The organism is Levilactobacillus lanxiensis (genome assembly GCF_016861655.1).
Classification (GTDB): Bacteria; Bacillota; Bacilli; order Lactobacillales; family Lactobacillaceae; genus Levilactobacillus; species Levilactobacillus lanxiensis.
This window is the reverse complement of record NZ_BOLN01000003.1, coordinates 81133-98415: the sequence shown is the minus strand read 5'-3', so window position 1 is coordinate 98415 and position 17283 is coordinate 81133. Positions and strand designations below refer to the sequence as shown.

General features: G+C 50.6%; 15 protein-coding genes. 7 read left to right on the top strand and 8 right to left on the bottom strand.

What is annotated here, in order from left to right:
• Window positions 1–20 precede the first annotated feature (20 nt).
• The 3 genes from JUF22_RS04530 (at window position 21) to JUF22_RS04520 (ending at window position 3978) form a co-directional block, all read left to right on the top strand.
• A complete protein-coding gene (locus JUF22_RS04530) occupies window positions 21–1829 on the top strand; it encodes a M3 family oligoendopeptidase (RefSeq protein WP_203643878.1) in 1809 nt (602 codons plus the stop codon).
• Between the two features lie 799 nt (window positions 1830–2628).
• Window positions 2629–3048 carry a helix-turn-helix domain-containing protein gene (locus JUF22_RS04525; protein WP_203643876.1) on the top strand — a complete coding sequence of 140 codons (420 nt, stop codon included), beginning with the start codon at window positions 2629–2631 and terminating at the stop codon, window positions 3046–3048.
• A gap of 78 nt (window positions 3049–3126) precedes the next feature.
• On the top strand, window positions 3127–3978 hold the full coding sequence (locus JUF22_RS04520) for an SAM-dependent methyltransferase (protein ID WP_203643874.1): 852 nt from the start codon (window positions 3127–3129) through the stop codon (window positions 3976–3978).
• Between the two features lie 627 nt (window positions 3979–4605).
• Here the strand turns inward: JUF22_RS04520 and JUF22_RS04515 are convergent.
• From JUF22_RS04515 to JUF22_RS04480, 8 genes are all read right to left on the bottom strand, one after another.
• Entirely contained in the window at window positions 4606–5676 is a 1071-nt protein-coding gene (locus tag JUF22_RS04515; protein WP_203643873.1) for a YdcF family protein, read from the bottom strand.
• A 14-nt stretch (window positions 5677–5690) separates the two neighbouring features.
• Window positions 5691–6281 (bottom strand): TMEM175 family protein, encoded by a 591-nt coding sequence (locus JUF22_RS04510; RefSeq protein WP_203643871.1) that lies wholly within the window; start codon window positions 6279–6281, stop codon window positions 5691–5693.
• Window positions 6282–6424: 143 nt separating this feature from the next.
• Window positions 6425–8224 carry an oleate hydratase gene (locus tag JUF22_RS04505; RefSeq protein ID WP_203643869.1) on the bottom strand — a complete coding sequence of 600 codons (1800 nt, stop codon included), beginning with the start codon at window positions 8222–8224 and terminating at the stop codon, window positions 6425–6427.
• A 121-nt stretch (window positions 8225–8345) separates the two neighbouring features.
• Window positions 8346–8900: a TetR-like C-terminal domain-containing protein gene (locus JUF22_RS04500; protein WP_203643867.1), complete on the bottom strand. Its 555-nt coding sequence runs from the start codon at window positions 8898–8900 to the stop codon at window positions 8346–8348.
• Window positions 8901–9276: 376 nt separating this feature from the next.
• Window positions 9277–9921: a hypothetical protein gene (locus JUF22_RS04495; protein WP_236000717.1), complete on the bottom strand. Its 645-nt coding sequence runs from the start codon at window positions 9919–9921 to the stop codon at window positions 9277–9279.
• Window positions 9922–9932: 11 nt separating this feature from the next.
• A complete protein-coding gene (locus tag JUF22_RS04490) occupies window positions 9933–10355 on the bottom strand; it encodes a hypothetical protein (protein ID WP_203643865.1) in 423 nt (140 codons plus the stop codon).
• Window positions 10356–10486: 131 nt separating this feature from the next.
• Complete coding sequence (gene lplA, locus JUF22_RS04485) at window positions 10487–11500, bottom strand: lipoate--protein ligase (RefSeq protein WP_203643863.1); 1014 nt, start codon at window positions 11498–11500, stop codon at window positions 10487–10489.
• Window positions 11501–12448: 948 nt separating this feature from the next.
• Window positions 12449–12913, bottom strand: coding sequence for an RrF2 family transcriptional regulator (locus JUF22_RS04480; RefSeq protein WP_203643856.1), 465 nt, complete (start codon window positions 12911–12913; stop codon window positions 12449–12451).
• A 441-nt stretch (window positions 12914–13354) separates the two neighbouring features.
• On the opposite strand from JUF22_RS04480, the gene JUF22_RS04475 reads away from it, so the two are divergent.
• The 4 genes from JUF22_RS04475 to JUF22_RS04460 are packed head-to-tail and all read left to right on the top strand — an operon-like array spanning window position 13355 to window position 17269.
• Window positions 13355–14368, top strand: a complete 1014-nt coding sequence (locus JUF22_RS04475; RefSeq protein ID WP_203643854.1) for an ABC transporter ATP-binding protein — start codon at window positions 13355–13357, stop codon at window positions 14366–14368.
• Window positions 14365–15339 (top strand): ATP-binding cassette domain-containing protein, encoded by a 975-nt coding sequence (locus JUF22_RS04470; RefSeq protein WP_203643852.1) that lies wholly within the window; start codon window positions 14365–14367, stop codon window positions 15337–15339. Before JUF22_RS04475 ends, JUF22_RS04470 begins: the two co-directional genes overlap by 4 nt.
• Window positions 15339–16304: an ABC transporter permease gene (locus JUF22_RS04465; RefSeq protein ID WP_125765231.1), complete on the top strand. Its 966-nt coding sequence runs from the start codon at window positions 15339–15341 to the stop codon at window positions 16302–16304. Before JUF22_RS04470 ends, JUF22_RS04465 begins: the two co-directional genes overlap by 1 nt.
• Before the next feature lie 14 nt (window positions 16305–16318).
• The gene (locus JUF22_RS04460; protein WP_203643850.1) at window positions 16319–17269 is read left to right on the top strand and encodes an ABC transporter permease; all 951 of its coding nucleotides are present in this window, start codon (window positions 16319–16321) and stop codon (window positions 17267–17269) included.
• Window positions 17270–17283 lie beyond the last annotated feature (14 nt).

The window sequence follows — 17283 nt, the reverse complement described above, 5'->3', positions numbered from 1 at the left end:
TTACATAAGGAGGCCTCGCCATGAAATATGCGTTAAATTGGGATTTAGACTCACTGTTTGCGGGTGGTATCAACTCCACCCAACTGAAAACGAAATTGACCGAAACCAAGACGGCCATTGCGTCGTTGGGCGATCTCTTGGACCGCTGGGACGCTGCGAGCGATGCACCCCAGTACCAACAATTTGTTAAACTCATCACGCAACTACAGGAAATTAGCGCATCCATTGGCCAAGCCGGCCTGTTCATCATGGCGGTCGGTTCTGCGGACAGCGCGAACCCCGACGTGGCACCCATGGAGGCCGAACTCCGCGGCCTAGCCAACCAGGCGGAAAACGTTAGTGGCAAGTTGAAAAAGGTGTTGGTCCAAGTGCCCGACGCCAATTTCACGGCCATGTTAGCCACTCCCGACCTGAAACCCATCGCGTTTAACTTAAAAGAAATGCGCGACGATGGCAAGGAATTGCTCGACGACAAGACCGAGGCCTTGATCAGCCGCTTGAACCTCGACGGCAAGGCCGCTTGGAGCAGTCATTACGACTCCCTGGTCTCGACCGTTAACGTGCCGTTTCACGATGCCGACGGTAACCCGACGACGCTGTCAGCCGGGCAAGCCGACAACAATCTGCTGGGCAACGCCGACCCCGATTACCGGGCGGCCCTCCTCCCAGCTTGGGAACAAGCCTGGACGGACAAGGAACAGCTCTTTGCCGACACGCTGAACCATTTGGCCGGCTTCCGGTTGACCGAATACGCCGCTCATGGCACCACTGATTTTCTTCGCGAACCGTTAAAGGATAACCGGATGAGTGCGGCGACCCTGAACACCATGTGGCAGGTTGTGGACGACAACAAGCAATTTTTACTGGACTACCTCGACCGTAAAGCGGCCTTGTTAGGCAAAAAGCACGCCGGCTGGCAGGACGTGGAAGCCCCACTCAACCTGCCCGGCAGTGCCGAACACCATTTCACCTTTGACGAGGCGGCGGCCTTCATTATCAAACACTACGGCGAGTTCTCCCCGAAAATGGCAGCGCTGGCCCAACGTGCGTTTGAAAATAACTGGATCGAAGCCGAAGACCGTGCCGGCAAGGCTCCCGGTGGCTGGATGGAAAGTGCCCCAGAGACCCACGAGTCCCGCATCTTCATGACCTTCACCGGCTCACCGAACGACGTGGCCACCCTGGCTCATGAACTCGGCCACGCCTTTCACTCCAGCGTCATCGACGACCTGCCCCAGCTCCGCCAGGATTACGCGATGAACGTGGCGGAAACGGCCTCGACCTTTGGTGAACTGATTGTCGCCGACGCCAACGTTAAGGCGGCCAAGACCGACGCCGAAAAGATTGCCCTGTTGAACGCCAAGATGGATAACCCGGTTGCGATGTTCCTAAACATCCGTGCCCGTTACCTGTTTGAAACGCGCTTCTATCAGTTACGCCAACAAAAACTGGTCACGCCAGCCGAGTTGAACGAACTGATGCTCAACGCCCAAAAGGAAGCCTTCGGTCACGACCTGTCGACCTACTCGCCACACCTGTGGGCCAGCAAGCTGCATTTCTACATCGACGAACCGGCTTTCTACAACTTCCCCTACGTCTTCGGCTACCTGTTCAGCCTGGGCATCTACGCCAAGGCCCAACAGGAAGGCAACTTCGAAGACCACTACATCGCGCTACTGCGGGACACGGCCAACATGACCAGCGAAGAACTGGCCCAAAAGCACTTAGGTGTCGACCTGACCCAACCAGACTTCTGGCAAGCCGGCGTCAAGCTAATCAAGCGCGACGTCGCAGAGTTCATGCGTTTGACGGACCCGTTGGTGAAGTAAGAGCTTGAATTGAATTAGTTATTGAAAGCAAAATTTAGTCGCCAAGTATCTAGTGGGTCAAAACTATCGCCTGCACGACAAATGAGAGTGAAAGCAATCTGCCAGCTCACAAAAACCAGCAGAACGCTTGCCGGATGGGGTTACGCCGCCGTAAGCCGCAGGACTGGGAAAACTGGGCCGGTCGCAGGAGTGACCAGAGGCAAGCCAAGATGCCCGGCTGTGTCGGTGGCCTTGGCTGAGGTATTTTCTCAGCCTAGCCCACGGGACAACCTTTGAGACCGCTACTCAGGCTCAAAGTTGAGGTGGAAGCCCGCTTCTCAGGCTGGAACCGGCCCCACAGCAGGGCATCTTGAGCGCGCCGCCGGGAACGCAACCACCAGTCAAATCAACCTGCCAGCTCACAAAAAACAGCAGAACACTTGCCTGACGGGGTTACGTCGCTGTCAGCCGCAGGGCTGGGAAAACTGGGCCGGCCGCAGGAGTGACCAGAGGCGAGCCAAGATGCCCGGCTGTGTCGGTGGCCTTGGCTGAGGTATTTTCTCAGCCTAGCCCACGGGACAACCTTTGAGACCGCTACTCAGGCTCAAAGTTGAGGTGGAAGCCCGCTCCACAGGCTGGAACCGGCCCCACAGCAGAGCATCTTGAGCGCGCCGCCGGGAACGGACGCGGCCAGACCCAGTTTTCACCAGCCCGGAGGCGGCCAACAACGACCTAACCCAGTCAGACAAGTTTCCCTTAAAAACCACAGAGAGTGGTATAATGAGAGTTATCATAAACTGGAAAGAAACGGGTGAGTTGGATGTTTTCAGAACGACTGCGGGCCTTGCGCAGAGGCCAACACATTACACTAGAACAACTGGCAACGGCGCTCAATGCGCAAGCGGGCGAACCGGAAGAGCATGCCAACACAGCGTCACAAATTGGCAACTGGGAACGGGGCATTCGGACCCCTTCCTTCCTGGAAGTCCGGAAGCTTGCGGAGTATTTTGACGTGACCATGGACTACTTAACGGGGAAAGCCGAACGAGATGAATACGACCTCGGCCGCCTCTTCCTGTCCGGTAAGCAGTTGAGCTTCAACAGCGAACTGTTAAGTGGCCGTGACCGCTACGAAATTTACCAGTTGATCGACGGTTACCTGCATGGCCGTGAAAACCGCGCCACCACGCCGGAACCGAACCAGCAAGAAGAATTGGATCTTCATTTAGACGACCATTAATTATCGGGTCGGTTGGTCAGCGAACGCTAATCAGCCGGCCTTTTCTATCGGTGTTAGGCACCAGAAAGGACCTCACTAGTGAATCCCAAGAAAATGCAAAAACTCAAGAAAAAAGTCCGTCACGCCCCACTGAGCGAACGGAAAACCAGCTACATTGAACGCATGACGGCCTATTATCACCAATTTAATGACTACCCATCCATTAAGATTTTAATCAGTAACGTGCTCTTAGCGGATAAAATGTTGGCAGCGGGCGACCTGCCCCAACAGATGCCCTTGCTTCAACTGCCTGATGACAGTCAGGATCAGATTTTCCAAAAGCTCAATACCCGTTACCCGGCTGGCGACGCGACCGGCGATAAAATTTGGAACGCGCTGTCCGACGCGCTGCCAAAGTTAGACCACGATTTGCGCTCCTTCCGGGATTATTTGGAAACGCACTACGGCATGTGGGCCTATACACCGGCCCCCTTCGTGAGTGACCTGGCCAAGTTTGTCGGTAACCGGGCCGTGCTGGAAGTCATGGCGGGTAACGGCTACATTTCAAAGGGCCTGCGTGACGCGCACAAGACCGTGTATGCCACGGATAGTCAGGCGTGGACCGTGGAAAATGAAACCGGCCGTCATCCCCTGACTGCGATTGAGGCCCTGTCCGCCACGGATGCCTGGCAGAAATACCAGGACCAGGTCGGCGTGGTCGTCATGTCCTGGTCACCAGACGGCTTACCGCTGGATTGGGACCTGTTGCAGGCAATTCGCGCCACGGACAAGGACGTGGACTTCGTCGTTCTGGGCGAACCCCACGGCGCCACCGGGTCCGAAGACTTCTGGAACCATGCCCACTTGTTAGAGAATAAGGAATCGCGTGACCTGAACCGCCACTATACCCAAATTGACCTAGTTCAGGACCACGTTTATTTGGTCAAATAGGCGAACCCAGTACCTTTCCGGGATAACAATTCTGGGTTAACGCGATTTCACAAATTGTAATATTACATTGCCCCTCAGACTATTTACCCTACCATGAAGTTTTGCTATGATATGACAAGTTAAGTCACACAGAGAGGAACGCTGTCATGGTAGCATTGGGGAATATTTTGTTTTACGGTTTGGGGAGCATCCTGCTAGTCGCACTCGGCTACGCAGCATTTGCCAGTTACCAAGCACATCGCGATGAATAAAAAAATATCGACTGGTCCAATTTGGACTGGTCGATATTTTTGTAGGCTAATTTTTGAGAATCTTCTGCCTATCTGTTTTGAATGACGCTACCCCACACAGAAATCCCCCCATGCCGGGGCAAACGTCCACTGAATTCCTGGTGAAAATGAACCAGCGCGGTCAGTGTCAGTGACCAGAGGTGGATCAAAGTGACCAGCTGTGTCGGTGGACTTGGTTGGGGTTCTGTCCCAACCTAGACCACGGGACGACCTTTGAGACCGCTCTTTGGCTCAAAGGCGAGGTGCCGGACCGCCTCTCAGGCCGGAACCGTGCCCCACAGCAGGGCACTTTGAATCCACCGCCGGGAACGACCCCCACCGCAACCTGGTCATATTTTCACCCGTGGTATTCGGCCCAGGTGAGAACCAGCGTCAACACCAACATCAGCCCCACCGCCACCGTATGCCAGCGCTTATTCCCCACGAAAATCGCAATGTACTCACGCAAAATGGCGTTGGGCAGGAAGAACTTCGCGGTGTGTGCGCCAATCCCGTTGGCCTTGAGACCAGCCTTGCGAGCAATCATCCCCGCACGGAACGTATGGTAGCCGTTGGTCACGAAGGTCACCCGGGGCTGAACAGTCCCCCGGTCGGCAATAATTTTCTTGGAAAAGACCATATTCTCGTAGGTGGTCTTCGACTGATCCTCGGCAATCGCCTGTTCAGGTGGCAAGCCATGGTCAATGGCATATTGACGCATGGCCACACCCTCGGGAACCGTTTCGTCGCCACCCTGACCGCCGGAGAAAATAATCACGGGACCTTGGCCAATCTTACGCAATTGCTTGCGGTAAAATTTCAAAGCGCGATTGATTCGTTGGCCCAACAGCGGGGAGACCTCGTTGCCATTTAACAGGCCCGCTCCCAGCACGATTAAATAATCCTGCTTATACCGGGGATGATTAAATTGATAAATCACCAGCATCGTCAGATAATTGTAGAACCAGAATAAGACGTAGAAAATCACCATCGCGGCAAAGAGACTGATGCCTGAGGCCACTGGCACGGGCAGATAGCGCGTCATCAGTGATGTCAGAAATGGTGCCAATAAAATGGCGATACCCAGAAACAGCGTCAGCATGTTGGCCAACGTGTGGCTCTCCCGTTTCCAAACGATCCAAGCATTCCACAGCAACAGGAAGGCTTGGAGGGCAAAAACTACCCCGATCAGGAGCAGGAGAATCACGAATAAGGCCAGACTGATGACAATCAGCCATTTATTATTGGTCCCCAGAATCGTCATTGCCAGTAACGCCAAAAACGAATAGAAAAAGAGCGAAAACCAAATACCATTGCCCAGTCGGCGTTTTTCAATCCGGTAACTAATGGTAAAGACCCCGCCAAAGAACAGCGGAATCAGCCAACCCAAATAAAAATAGGCCGGAATATTAAATAATTCGTCTTGCATGTCGTTAAACCCCTCTAAAACAATTTGTCGCTATCATCCGACGTGCGAATCGCCATCATGCTAAGATCAGCTAAGGTAAAAAGCAGTGAGATTGGCGGCCAAACAAAAATCAGGCCCAGTACGATGACCCAAACTAGCCAAAACCACACACTGACGTGAACTCGGTAGGCCGGCATACACCGAATTTTCCGCGCAACCTCGGGATGCCGTTTCCGATTGACCCGCATCACCGTGTAAGATAGCGCGGCGTAGACCAGCGTCCAGCACGTAAAGATGATGAAGTAAAATAGTTCCGGCTGCACGTCCATGATAAATCGTCCGGCCCAGGCCGTGGACACCGGCAGCATCGCCATCACCAAAATCCAGAGATTGTTGACCCAGTAAAGACTCTTGGTCACCCGCTTGGTCAGCGCAAACATGTAGTGATGATTGTACCAAGCCACGCCAATAAACAAGAAACTAATCAAGTAAGCCACAAAATAGCTCCACTCACTGGCCAACGCCGCAAACGTCGGCTCCTCTGGCGTTTTGAACTCCAACACCATAATCGTTAACACAATGGCCACCACGGCATCCGTGAAGGCCGCCACCCGTCCTTTATCCATTTGTAAGTCCCCTCAAAATTCAAGATAGTTTTAGGATAGCACAATTCTGCACTAGTCGGGGCTTGGCTTTCTCGACAAAAAAGCCGTCCACAAGGGACGACTTTCAGACAGGACCGCACAGCATCTACAGCGGAGGTGTGTTTTTACTTACTGTGCGGGGCCTTGGGATGCAACACCGCGGCCTTTTGGGGGATAGTTTGGTCGCGACCCAGGTACATCTGATAGTACGGTGGGACGGCGTTGACCAGCTTCAACAGCTTAGCCGTCAGTGCTGGTAATTGGGCCGGATCAACCTGTGGCAAATCGGCGGCGGTCACGTCACCGGTGATGCCTTGGAACCGCTTGATCCGTTGCAGCAGGTAGCGGACGTCGTAACGTGACGGGTTGACCTCGATTGGCCGTTTATCAAAGTTGAGCAGCTTGTAAACGGCTTCTAACCCGGTCCGAACGGAGGTTTCAACCGTGAAGACCACGTCATCGTCAATTTCCACGAACTGCCCGAGCAGGCCAAGGTTGGTGCAGCCTGCTGGAACACCCAGTGGCCGGTCGCCGGCTTGCCGTGGCATGAACTGACTGGTACAGTACGGCATCATGGTCGTCGACATATAGGTGTGGGCCAGTACCTCGTCCTTGATGTCTAACATGCCCAAGTGGTACAGCAGTTCCGTCAAAATTTCATCGCCGGTGCAGTCCCACATGCGTTTCTTAATATAATTCCCTTCATTTTCGCCGTACAGGCCGTAACCCCAACCCACTTCTTCATCATCGGCTTGGTAAGGGAAGAATGGCTTATGGTGAATTTCAAAGGAAAGATCCCAGTTGGAATCCTTGAACGTCATGAGGCCACCGGTCCCGGCTGGACTGCCAGAGAGTTCCTCGATGCGCTTGAAGAATTCCGGATAGTTCTTGACCGTTGGGAAGAAGGAAATCCACTTGGTCTGGTCGATCTGTCCCAGGAACTTCTCGGGATGACCAAACTTGGCGTCCTTCTTGGCCAGGTTCTGCCAGATGGTAAACGTCCCCATGTCCTGCGTGTCGCGGTTGGTTTCGGCCACCGTGTGATTGTCGCCGAAGGTACTGTTTTCACTGATGGACCCCGTGGTGACGAAGACCAGGTCCTGGCGTTGCACAGCCACGTTGGCAGCGCTGCCATTTTGAGTCGCGATAATTTCATCGACCGTGTTGTTGGCATCGGAGAAGCCGAGGTCGGTCACGTTGAAGTTGTTTTCAAAGTGGACTCCCTGGTCGATCAGCCAGCGTTCGATTGGTAAAATGATGGCATCGTATTCGTTGTATTTGGTGTGGACAAACCCTTCCAGGTATTCGTGCCGGGAAATGAAGGTGAACCGTTGCCAATAACGCCGGCATTCAATGGCACTGTGGTAGTGTTTGAAGGCTAATTGACTGTGGAAGCAGGTCCAGAAATTGGTTTTAAAGAAATCCTTGTCGAAAAATTCATCGATCCGCTTGTTGGCCAATTCTTCCTCCGTGGAATTGATAATCGTTTCCATGGCGGCCGCGTATTCGGGTTTCATTTTATAATCATGGTAATGACTGTCGATCTCACCCTGGTTCACGATGACCCGTGCCTCGCTGTGAATGGGTTCATCGCGGTTGAAGTCGACCACGTCATCTAGCACCGTGCGCCCGGGATTCTCGAGCGATGGAATCTTGCTGCACAGGTACCACAAACATTCCATGTAGGGTTCCAGCTCCCGTTCGGCCCGGCACAGATAACCTTGATTACCCTTGGTACCGTCCATGGAACCGCCCATCACCGGTTTCTTTTCATAAATGGTGACGTTTTGGGCAGGCATCTGCGCGTCGTCAATAAGAAAGACCGCGGTGGCTAACCCAGCAATCCCACCACCAACAATGTTGGCCCGACGGTCGTCGATGCCAGCGGGTTTGAGTGGATGATACATCGTCTGATAGATATTCATGAAGATGACCTTCTTTGTTTGGGATTAGGTGCTTGTCTTTAAGATAAGGCCCACCCGCCAACAAGACAATTGACAAAAAAAGAGAACCGTCAAAATTTTGACAGCTCCCCAATTTTGTCAATTACTCGGCATAGTTCTGTAAGGCCTTCTGAAAATCCCCCTGCACCAGCACGCCCGTTTGTTCGACGATGTCGGCTGGGTCCTCTTGCATCCCATCCTTGACCCACTCAAAAATGAGCGCGATAAAGGCCAGACTGTAGAAATGGGCGATGAAATCCTTGTGCTTCTGAGCGACTCGCATCCCCGTCGCCTGGCGCTCAACCACGGCGATGATGTACTGGTACAGCACCGTATATATGTATTTTTCTAAAAGGTCACAGTAGGCTGACTCGTAGGTGTTCTGCACCAGATAACGATTCTCCTTAATCGTGGTCATCACGTTACAGAATCCCTGTTGCCAATTGTCATAGTCCGCCACGTTTTGCAGTGATTCGGCGGTCGCCTGCTTGGCGGTCCACTCAACCAGTTCGTAAATGTCGCTGAAATGGTTGTAAAAGGTCTGCCGCGTCAGGTCACAGGCCGTCACGATGGATTTGATGGTAATCTTATCAACCGGCGTTGTCCGGAGCTGCGTCAACAGTGCCGCCGACAATTCTTGTTTCGTATTCTTTGCCATATGTCAGTGCCCCTCACCAATGTGCTGGGCTAAGTATAGCAAGCCCCCCTTAACGAATTCAAGGGGGAAGTCACTAACTGGGCAGAATGGTCTGTAAACCAAAGTAATTTGACTTCACAAATTTAGCGCAAAAAAAACGCCCAACCAGTACAAGACTGATTGGACGTTTTTCACACAGCGTTCGGTCTCCCGAACGGATCCGTCTCGGAATCCACATTCCCTCAAGATCAGACACGTCACAATACGGTGACATATGTGCCCTGCTGACAAATTCACCTAGCCGCTTGTGCGGACGCTCCTTGCAAGCAAGGGACGCGTGATTTCTCGACTCATCGCATAGAAGCTATATTAGCACACTTAGTCGCAAAAGACAAGGCTACTTCTTAGTCGCGGTCTTCCGCGTCGTTGCCCGCTTCGTCGTAGTCCGCTTGGTTGCGGGCTTCTTGGCAGTGGTCGTGCGCTTCGTGGTTGTCTTGCGCGTGGTCTTTTTAGCGGCTGGCTTTTTAGTCGTCGTTTTCTTAGCTGCCGGTTTAGTGACGTCCGCATTTGGTACGTCGGTAGCGGCTTCGTTGGTTGCCGCTGCCTGGAGCTTTTCAATCTGAAGGCCCAACCAGTCATGGAGGCTTTGGTCAGCGACCTTGGCCTGCTCCACGTAAGTCGTGGCAGGCGCCAAGGCGTCGATGCGTAGCCCAGAAACGTTGATATCTGGCGTTTCGATAACGGCGTACACGTTCAGGTCGGCTTCATCAGTGGTTTCCATAATTTTACCAATAGTTTTACTATCTTGCATTGGCAAATTGATCACACTCATCTCCAGTCGCACGGAGACGTCCGTGTCGGTCACGTTGAGCGTGGCTTGGGCCAGTTGATCCTGACCAATTTGTTCACGGATGAAGGCCGCTAAGGGTGCCATGAGGCCATCCGGATCCTTGAAAAAGTCTTTTTCGGTGGTGTCCGCCGTGAAATGTTGAATTTCATCGGCTTCGACCGCGTCAATAAATGCTTGAATTTCTCGTTTCATGCCTTACACCTCTATTTTTTCGCAGCGAATCGCTTGGCGTCCGCAATTTTTTGTTGCCGGAGCCGTAACCGTAATGCCAGGACCAGCCAGTAGCCGTTTGCAACGATTAATGCCAAGCCAAACGCTGACATCAACATCTTAATCATGATGCTGGCGCCGCTGTCCATCCACATGTTAATGATCACACTAACCGGTGACAACGTGTACAGTGCGATGACCAGCCCCATGAAGTAAAAGGACGGCTTCCAGTTCAGCGCGGCTAACACGATTGGCACAGCGTAGAGCACGAACGCAATCAGCGTTGTGTGCCAGAACTCTGCCATGGTCATTTGCACGTTGGGCGAGTCAACGAAGGGCCGGGACATTAGAAAATTTAAAGCAATAAAGCCGACCATGGAAATGATGGCCCAGGCAATCACGTTACGATCTTTCATTTTAAAATAAACTCCTCAATAAATTCCTAAAATAAAAGACGCAGTCAAACCGACCACGTCTTAGTCAATTCCATTCTATTCTAACTTATTCCCGGCGGAAAATCAGCTAATCGCCGAAAACTAACGGGAATCTAATCAACCAGCAAGTCCAAAACATCTTTGGTATCAATGCCATTGAAGTAGAGTTGCGTGTTGACGCTGTTCAAAACCTGTCCGACGTTTTCACGGTCGTAACGGACGCCGGCTAACTTGTCAGCCAATTCCGTTGCGTCAGAAGGACCGAAGAAGTCACCGTAGAACTTGATGTTCTTGATCTTCCCGTTTTCAACTAACAACCGAGCATCAATCGTGCCGGCCGTAAAGTGTTGACGCTTCTTAACCGTAAATTCTGGAGAATTGCCGTAAACCCAATCCCAGTTGCTGTAGTAGTCTTTGTAAATCTTTTCGATGGCAGCCTTTTCGCTGTCTTCGATAACGACTTCTTTGTCTTTGATGGCATCCAGGTTATCCACGTGGAACAGTTCCTTTAATAAGGTGTCACGGAATTCTGGGACCGTTAAGTTTTGATATTCAGGGGCTAAGTAAGGCTTTAAGTTCGTGACCCGTGAACGAACGGACTTGATGCCCTTAGACTTCATCTTGTCGGCTGGGACGTTCAAGGCATGCGCAATCACGTCTTGGTCCACGTCCAACATCAAGGTGCCGTGGGAGAAGGTCTTGCCGCTGTGCGAGTACATCGCGTTACCGGAGAACTTCTTGCCGTCGACTAAAATGTCATTCCGGCCAGAAACTTCGGCAGTCGTAGCGCCCATTTCATGTAAAGCATCGACGACGGGTTGAACGAAGGACTTGAAGTCCCCGAATTCTTCGCTATCGCTATCAACCACGAAGCTAAAGCAAAGGTTCCCGAGGTCTTGGTAAACAGCACCGCCACCCGATAACCGACGGGTAACCGTGATGTTGTTTTCTTCAACGTACTTTTGGTTGATCTCTTCCAGTGTGTTTTGGTTACGACCAACGATGATGCAAGGTCCTTCATAGTAGAACAAAACTAAAGGTTCATCGAACTTTTTGTTGTTCATCAAGTATTGTTCCGTTGCTAAATTCTGACGAATATCGTGTGATTTCATGGCATACCAATACATAACCTAAAAACCCCTTTCAAATTAACCAACCCGGACCAGCCCCATACGGTAACTTTCCCGGTTACTTTAAATCATAGCACGAGTTGTAACCGATTACAATTTAGCTTACAAAGTGGAAAGGATTTTTGAAAATTTGTCGCTAGTTGCGCTGATAATCCCTGATTGGACGGGAATTTCACGAACTTTTTTCGGTGACATTGCGTTGGTGAAAGATGGTTGGTTGGGATTTTTGACTGTGTTTGCTTGGTGCGTTTGATTTTCTCTCGCTGCTGTATCCCTGAGCTGGCGGCCTCCGAAACGTGTTCCGTGAGGCAGGTCCCTGCGCTTAGAAAGGCCCGGAACTCCTGCCCGGCTCTGCGGTTACTGACTGCATTTGCTTAGTGCGTTTGATTGGCTCTCGCCACTGTATTCCTAATCTGGCGGCCTCTGAAACGTGTTCCGCAGGGCAGCTGGTTCCGCTTAACACCGTAACGGTAACGACCCAGGTAAAGACTTTTCTATTTGCTTAGAGCATTTGACTGGCTCTCGCCACTATATCCTTGAACTGGCAGCCTCCGAAACGTGTTCCACCAACCAGGTCCCTGCGCTTAAAAAGCCTAAGAACTTCTGCCCGGCTTTACGTTGCTGACTACATCTACTTAGTACGTTTGATTGGCTCTCGCCGCTATATCCCTAATCTGGCGGTCTCTGAAACGTGTTCCGCAGGGCAGCCGGTTCCGCTTAACACCGAAACGAAAACGACCCAGGTTCGGGGTCATTCCCGTTACGCCGTTAATGCTCGCCAGCTAACCGCCCTGCTCCACACTCTTATACTAAAAAATCGTCCAGGTTCACCCCGGGCGATTTCCGACGACATTAATGGTGGCCGTGACCGCCATTTCTTATCTACATCTATATTATACCTGCTTTGCTTACCAAAGGGCAGCAATCTGCTTACTAATTAAAGCCCTAGTCGTGGTTAATCAGCTTGCGGAAGAAACCGTGCTGGTGTAGGTCTTCCTTCAGATCGGTCATCGTAAATTGATGATAGAATTTGCGATAATCTTCGTCAGCCAAGGTAAACAGGTCCGTCAATGTCTGCGAAATGTTCGCAGAGATATCCGTGTTGTCAGTGGCCTTTGTCCCCTTGGAGTCGCCCGTAATAAACCGCGCATAGCTGATGGTCGGCGGAATCGTCAGATCGTACAGCTCACCCACGTTGATTTCGGCAAGATCACGAATCAGTTGATATCCCCCGTTCTTACCAACAGAGCCCTCAATATAGCCCTGCTTGTGCAAAACGGACAGGATATTTCGAATCATGACCGCATTCAATTGTAAGGATGTTGCCAACTCCCGGCTCGCAATTTTTCGGGGACGATTTTCGTCCAGGTAAAGCAAGCTGTGGACTGCAACAGAAAAGTCTAATCTCATCGTTCAGCCATCGCTTTCAAAAATTCTGTAGTTATTACTGGTATCATACCACACCTTGTGAAGTGGTATGAAGGTATAAACCAAAATGCTAAGAACTTTCTCATTCAGAATATACATGCATAATTTTTCAGAAGAGTGCATAGGTTAATCCTGTTAATTAATGGTTTGGTAGGAAGATTATCCAACTATTTGGTTTTAGGTTAAATTTTTTATCATTTTATGAATAGTCTGCGATGATTGATATAACAAAGTTTGTGAGGATTCTATGAAGATTTAATGGCCGCATTATTTAAATTTGGGGTTGTAAATGAGAATTTGATTAACTATAATCAAACACAATTATTGTTAAGGACCGAATTGAATACGAAAAGACGTTTATTCACCGGGCTTTATTCAAAAATGAGAGATATATTAGAATCACTACATTGGGGAGGGATTTCCGTGGAAACCGCATCAAACTTTTTGAACATCAAAGACGTCAGCACGGCTTTCAAGATTAATGGCCAATTCTACGACGCCATCTCCCACATTAACCTCCAAGTCCACCATGACGAGATTCTCGCCATCGTTGGTGAATCAGGCTGTGGCAAAAGTACGTTAGCCACCACAATCATGGGTCTGCATGACCCAGCCGAAACAAAAATTTCTGGCGAAATTGATTTTGAAGGTACCAACCTTCTTAATCTTGATGATGATGGGTACAATGACTTCCGAGGCGCTAAGATTGGGATGATCTTCCAAGACCCATTATCCGCTTTGAACCCACTGAAGCGCGTTGAAGATCAGATTAGTGAAGTTATGGATTACCATACTTCCTTATCTAAGGAAGAAAAGCACGAACGTGTTTTACAACTGCTCGATGAAGTTGGGATTGTAAACCCCAAGCGAACTGCTCATCAATTTCCTCATGAACTTTCCGGTGGGATGCGGCAACGGGTCATCATCGCGATTGCCATTGCCTGCAAGCCAGACTTAATCATTGCCGACGAACCAACGACCGCCTTAGACGTGACCATCCAAGCACAGATTCTGGACGTTCTCCGCGATATTCAAAAGGAAAACCACGCGGGCATCATCCTCATCACTCATGACTTGGGTGTCGTGGCTGAAACGGCCGACAGAGTCGCTGTCATGTACGCGGGCCAAATCGTTGAAGAAGGTACCGCGGAACAAGTCTTCAACACACCAGAGCATCCCTACACGCGTTCTCTCCTGCGGTCAATGCCTCAGCGAGACAACGAAAACGATGACCTCTACGTCATCAAGGGCAATGTCCCTTCCCTTCAGAAGATGCCTAGCACTGGCGACCGCTTTGCCCCACGGATTCCTTGGGTGCCAGCGAGTGCCCACGAAGAAAATCCTAGCATGCATGAAGTTGCACCGGGCCACGAAGTTCGTTGCACCTGCTACAAAGAATTTTCATTTCCAGATGAGAAGGGGAGCGTGACCGTATGAGCTTAGTTGAAATCAAAGATCTGAAAGTCCACTACCCGATTCGGACCGGCTTCTGGAATCGTATCACCGATTCCGTCCGGGCCGTTGATGGCATCACCTTCAACATTGAAGCCGGGGAAACTTACGGTTTGGTTGGTGAATCTGGTTCCGGTAAATCAACGACTGGTAAATCAGTCGTTGGCCTGGAAAAAGTCACGAGTGGTTCCATTATGTACAAGGGTGTTGACATCACCAAGAAAGCCAACCGTACTAAGTTGGACTACAACCAAGACGTCCAAATGATTTTCCAAGATTCCCTTTCCAGTTTGAATCCCCGGAAACGAATTGAAGACATCATTGCTGAACCGCTCCGTAACTTCGAACACCTCAGCAAGGACGATGAAAAATTACGTGTTCTTCAATTGCTTGATATTGTTGGGCTGGATGCCGATGCACTGTACAAATACCCTCACCAGTTCTCTGGTGGGCAACGGCAACGGATTGGGGTTGCTCGGGCCGTCGCCACGAACCCCAAGTTAATCATCGCTGACGAACCTGTTTCAGCCTTGGACCTTTCCGTTCAAGCACAAGTTTTAAACTTTATGAAAAAGATTCAACGTGAATTTGGGATTTCCTACCTGTTTATCTCCCATGACTTGGGGGTTGTTCGGCACATGTGCAATAACATTGCCATCATGAACCGCGGTCGCTTAGTTGAAATTGGCACGCGAGAGGATATCTACAACCACCCGTTACATATCTACACGAAACGGCTACTGGCTGCCATCCCCGAAACAAACGTTAACCAACGGGCGGCTCACCGTGCTTCCCGTTTGGCCGTTGAAAAAATCTACCAAGAACAGCAAAGCAAATACTATGACGAAAACGGTGAAGCCTTCCCGTTGATTCAGGTCAGCCCCACCCATGCGGTGGCCTTACCTGAAAACATCGCCAAACAACTTGCCAGCCAGGAAGGGGAGGTGCAGGCCTAATGTGGAAAACAATTCTCCGTCGTTTCTTAATTATGATTCCAGAAGTCATTATCCTAAGTATCCTGGTCTTCCTCCTCGCCAAGGCGATGCCTGGTGACCCATTTACCGGGTCGATCAACCCTAAGGCTGACCCCCAACAGATTCACCATTTGATGAAGATCAATGGATTGTATGACCCTTGGTACCAACAATATTGGCAATGGGTCGTCCACTTGTTCCATGGTAATTTAGGGAACAGTTATCAATACCAAGAACCCGTAACCCGTTTGATTGCTGGTCGGGCCGGTAACACCTTGTGGTTGGCCCTCTTCACCATGATCTTAACTTACGCATTTGCCTTACCAATGGGTGTCTTCGCCGGTCGGCATGAAGGTAAATTACCTGATACCATCATCCGGGTCTACACCTACGTGACCTACTGCATCCCCTTCTTCGTTATCTTAGTTATTGGGATTTGGATCTTCGGTTACGTCTTTGGTTGGTTCCCAACGACCGGGTCGATTTCGGCCGAAGCGAGTGGGAGTGGCTGGCTACAGACAATTGGGAGTCGATTCTACCACATCCTCTTGCCAGGTATCTTAGGGGCCTTGTTCGGGACCGTTAACATCGTCCAGTACTTGCGTTCCGAAGTGATTGACGCTAAGGGCTCTGACTACGTGCGGACTGCACGTTCCAAAGGGGTTCCTAGCAAGGATATCTACCGTCACCACATTTTCAGAAATTCCCTGTTACCTATCGCCGCGTTCGCTGGCTACTCCATTACCGGGTTACTAAACGGTTCCATCTTTACCGAAACCGTCTTCTCTTACCCCGGGATGGGCCTGTTGTTCGTGAACTCGATCAGTTACCGGGACTACACGGTTATCACCGCGTTAGTCCTCATTTACGGGATTCTAAACTTAATTGGAACGTTGTTGTCAGACATTATCTTGAGTATTGTCGATCCACGAATTCGGATTGAATAAGGAGGCTAAACAGAATGGCAGAAAATTTTGAACAACACTCAGACGTTTCCGCAGCTGATTTGGCCCGTTTAACACAGGAAGCGCAGGCTGAAGCCACGCCTTCCACGGCTAAAATTATTTGGAGCGAATTCAAGGCCGACAAACCGGCTATGGCTGCACTCTTCATTATTGTTGGTTTCATTCTCTTCGTTATGATTGGGGCCTTATTTATCAACACCCCTAAAATGATGGAGACAAACATCATGGGTTACTTCAACCAGCCGTTTACACCGGAGTACTGGTTGGGTGCTGACTCTGGTGGTCGTTCCGTTGCCAAGCAGTTGATTGTGGGCTCCCGTAACTCTATCGGGATTGCCATTGGGTTGACCGTCATCTCCTCCACCTTTGGGATTTGCTGGGGCTTGATTTCCGGTTACTTCAACGGTTACATCGACTGGGGCATGCAACGGGTTTACGACTTCATGATGATGTTACCTATGACCATGATGATCATTGTTCTGGTAACCATCATCCCCCACTACAACTCCGTCACTTTGACGTTGATTTTCTCCATCTTCTACTGGGAAGGCACGTCACGGCTGATTCGTTCACGGACCTTAGCCGAATCGGAAAAGGATTACGTCTCTGCTTCTAGAACTTCTGGGACCAATCACTGGAAGATTATCTTCCGCGAAATCATGCCGAACATCTCGTCATTGATTATCGTTGACTGTACGTTATCCTTCGCCGAAAACATCGGGGTTGAAACGGGTCTTTCCTACCTGGGCTTCGGGCTACCAAGCCAGACGCCTTCCCTAGGGACCATGATTGCTAACGCTAACGACCCTAACAACATCACCCAATACTGGTGGACTTGGTTACCCGCTGCGTTAGAAATTATCATTCTTTGTTTATCAATTAGCTACGTCGGTCAAGTTCTTCGTCGTGCTGCGGATGCTTCGCAACGACAAGGTGCCGCCGACTAGATGAAATTTAAACC

What these genes read in the sequence shown, in the direction of transcription:
- JUF22_RS04530 (WP_203643878.1), top strand. Translation starts at nt 21, where the DNA reads ATGAAATATGCGTTAAATTGGGATTTAGACTCACTGTTTGCGGGTGGT.
- JUF22_RS04525 (WP_203643876.1), top strand. Translation starts at nt 2,629, where the DNA reads ATGTTTTCAGAACGACTGCGGGCCTTGCGCAGAGGCCAACACATTACA.
- JUF22_RS04515 (WP_203643873.1), bottom strand. Translation starts at nt 5,676, where the DNA reads ATGCAAGACGAATTATTTAATATTCCGGCCTATTTTTATTTGGGTTGG.
- JUF22_RS04510 (WP_203643871.1), bottom strand. Translation starts at nt 6,281, where the DNA reads ATGGATAAAGGACGGGTGGCGGCCTTCACGGATGCCGTGGTGGCCATT.
- JUF22_RS04505 (WP_203643869.1), bottom strand. Translation starts at nt 8,224, where the DNA reads ATGAATATCTATCAGACGATGTATCATCCACTCAAACCCGCTGGCATC.
- JUF22_RS04500 (WP_203643867.1), bottom strand. Translation starts at nt 8,900, where the DNA reads ATGGCAAAGAATACGAAACAAGAATTGTCGGCGGCACTGTTGACGCAG.
- JUF22_RS04495 (WP_236000717.1), bottom strand. Translation starts at nt 9,921, where the DNA reads ATGAAACGAGAAATTCAAGCATTTATTGACGCGGTCGAAGCCGATGAA.
- JUF22_RS04490 (WP_203643865.1), bottom strand. Translation starts at nt 10,355, where the DNA reads ATGAAAGATCGTAACGTGATTGCCTGGGCCATCATTTCCATGGTCGGC.
- lplA (WP_203643863.1), bottom strand. Translation starts at nt 11,500, where the DNA reads ATGTATTGGTATGCCATGAAATCACACGATATTCGTCAGAATTTAGCA.
- JUF22_RS04480 (WP_203643856.1), bottom strand. Translation starts at nt 12,913, where the DNA reads ATGAGATTAGACTTTTCTGTTGCAGTCCACAGCTTGCTTTACCTGGAC.
- JUF22_RS04470 (WP_203643852.1), top strand. Translation starts at nt 14,365, where the DNA reads ATGAGCTTAGTTGAAATCAAAGATCTGAAAGTCCACTACCCGATTCGG.
- JUF22_RS04465 (WP_125765231.1), top strand. Translation starts at nt 15,339, where the DNA reads ATGTGGAAAACAATTCTCCGTCGTTTCTTAATTATGATTCCAGAAGTC.
- JUF22_RS04460 (WP_203643850.1), top strand. Translation starts at nt 16,319, where the DNA reads ATGGCAGAAAATTTTGAACAACACTCAGACGTTTCCGCAGCTGATTTG.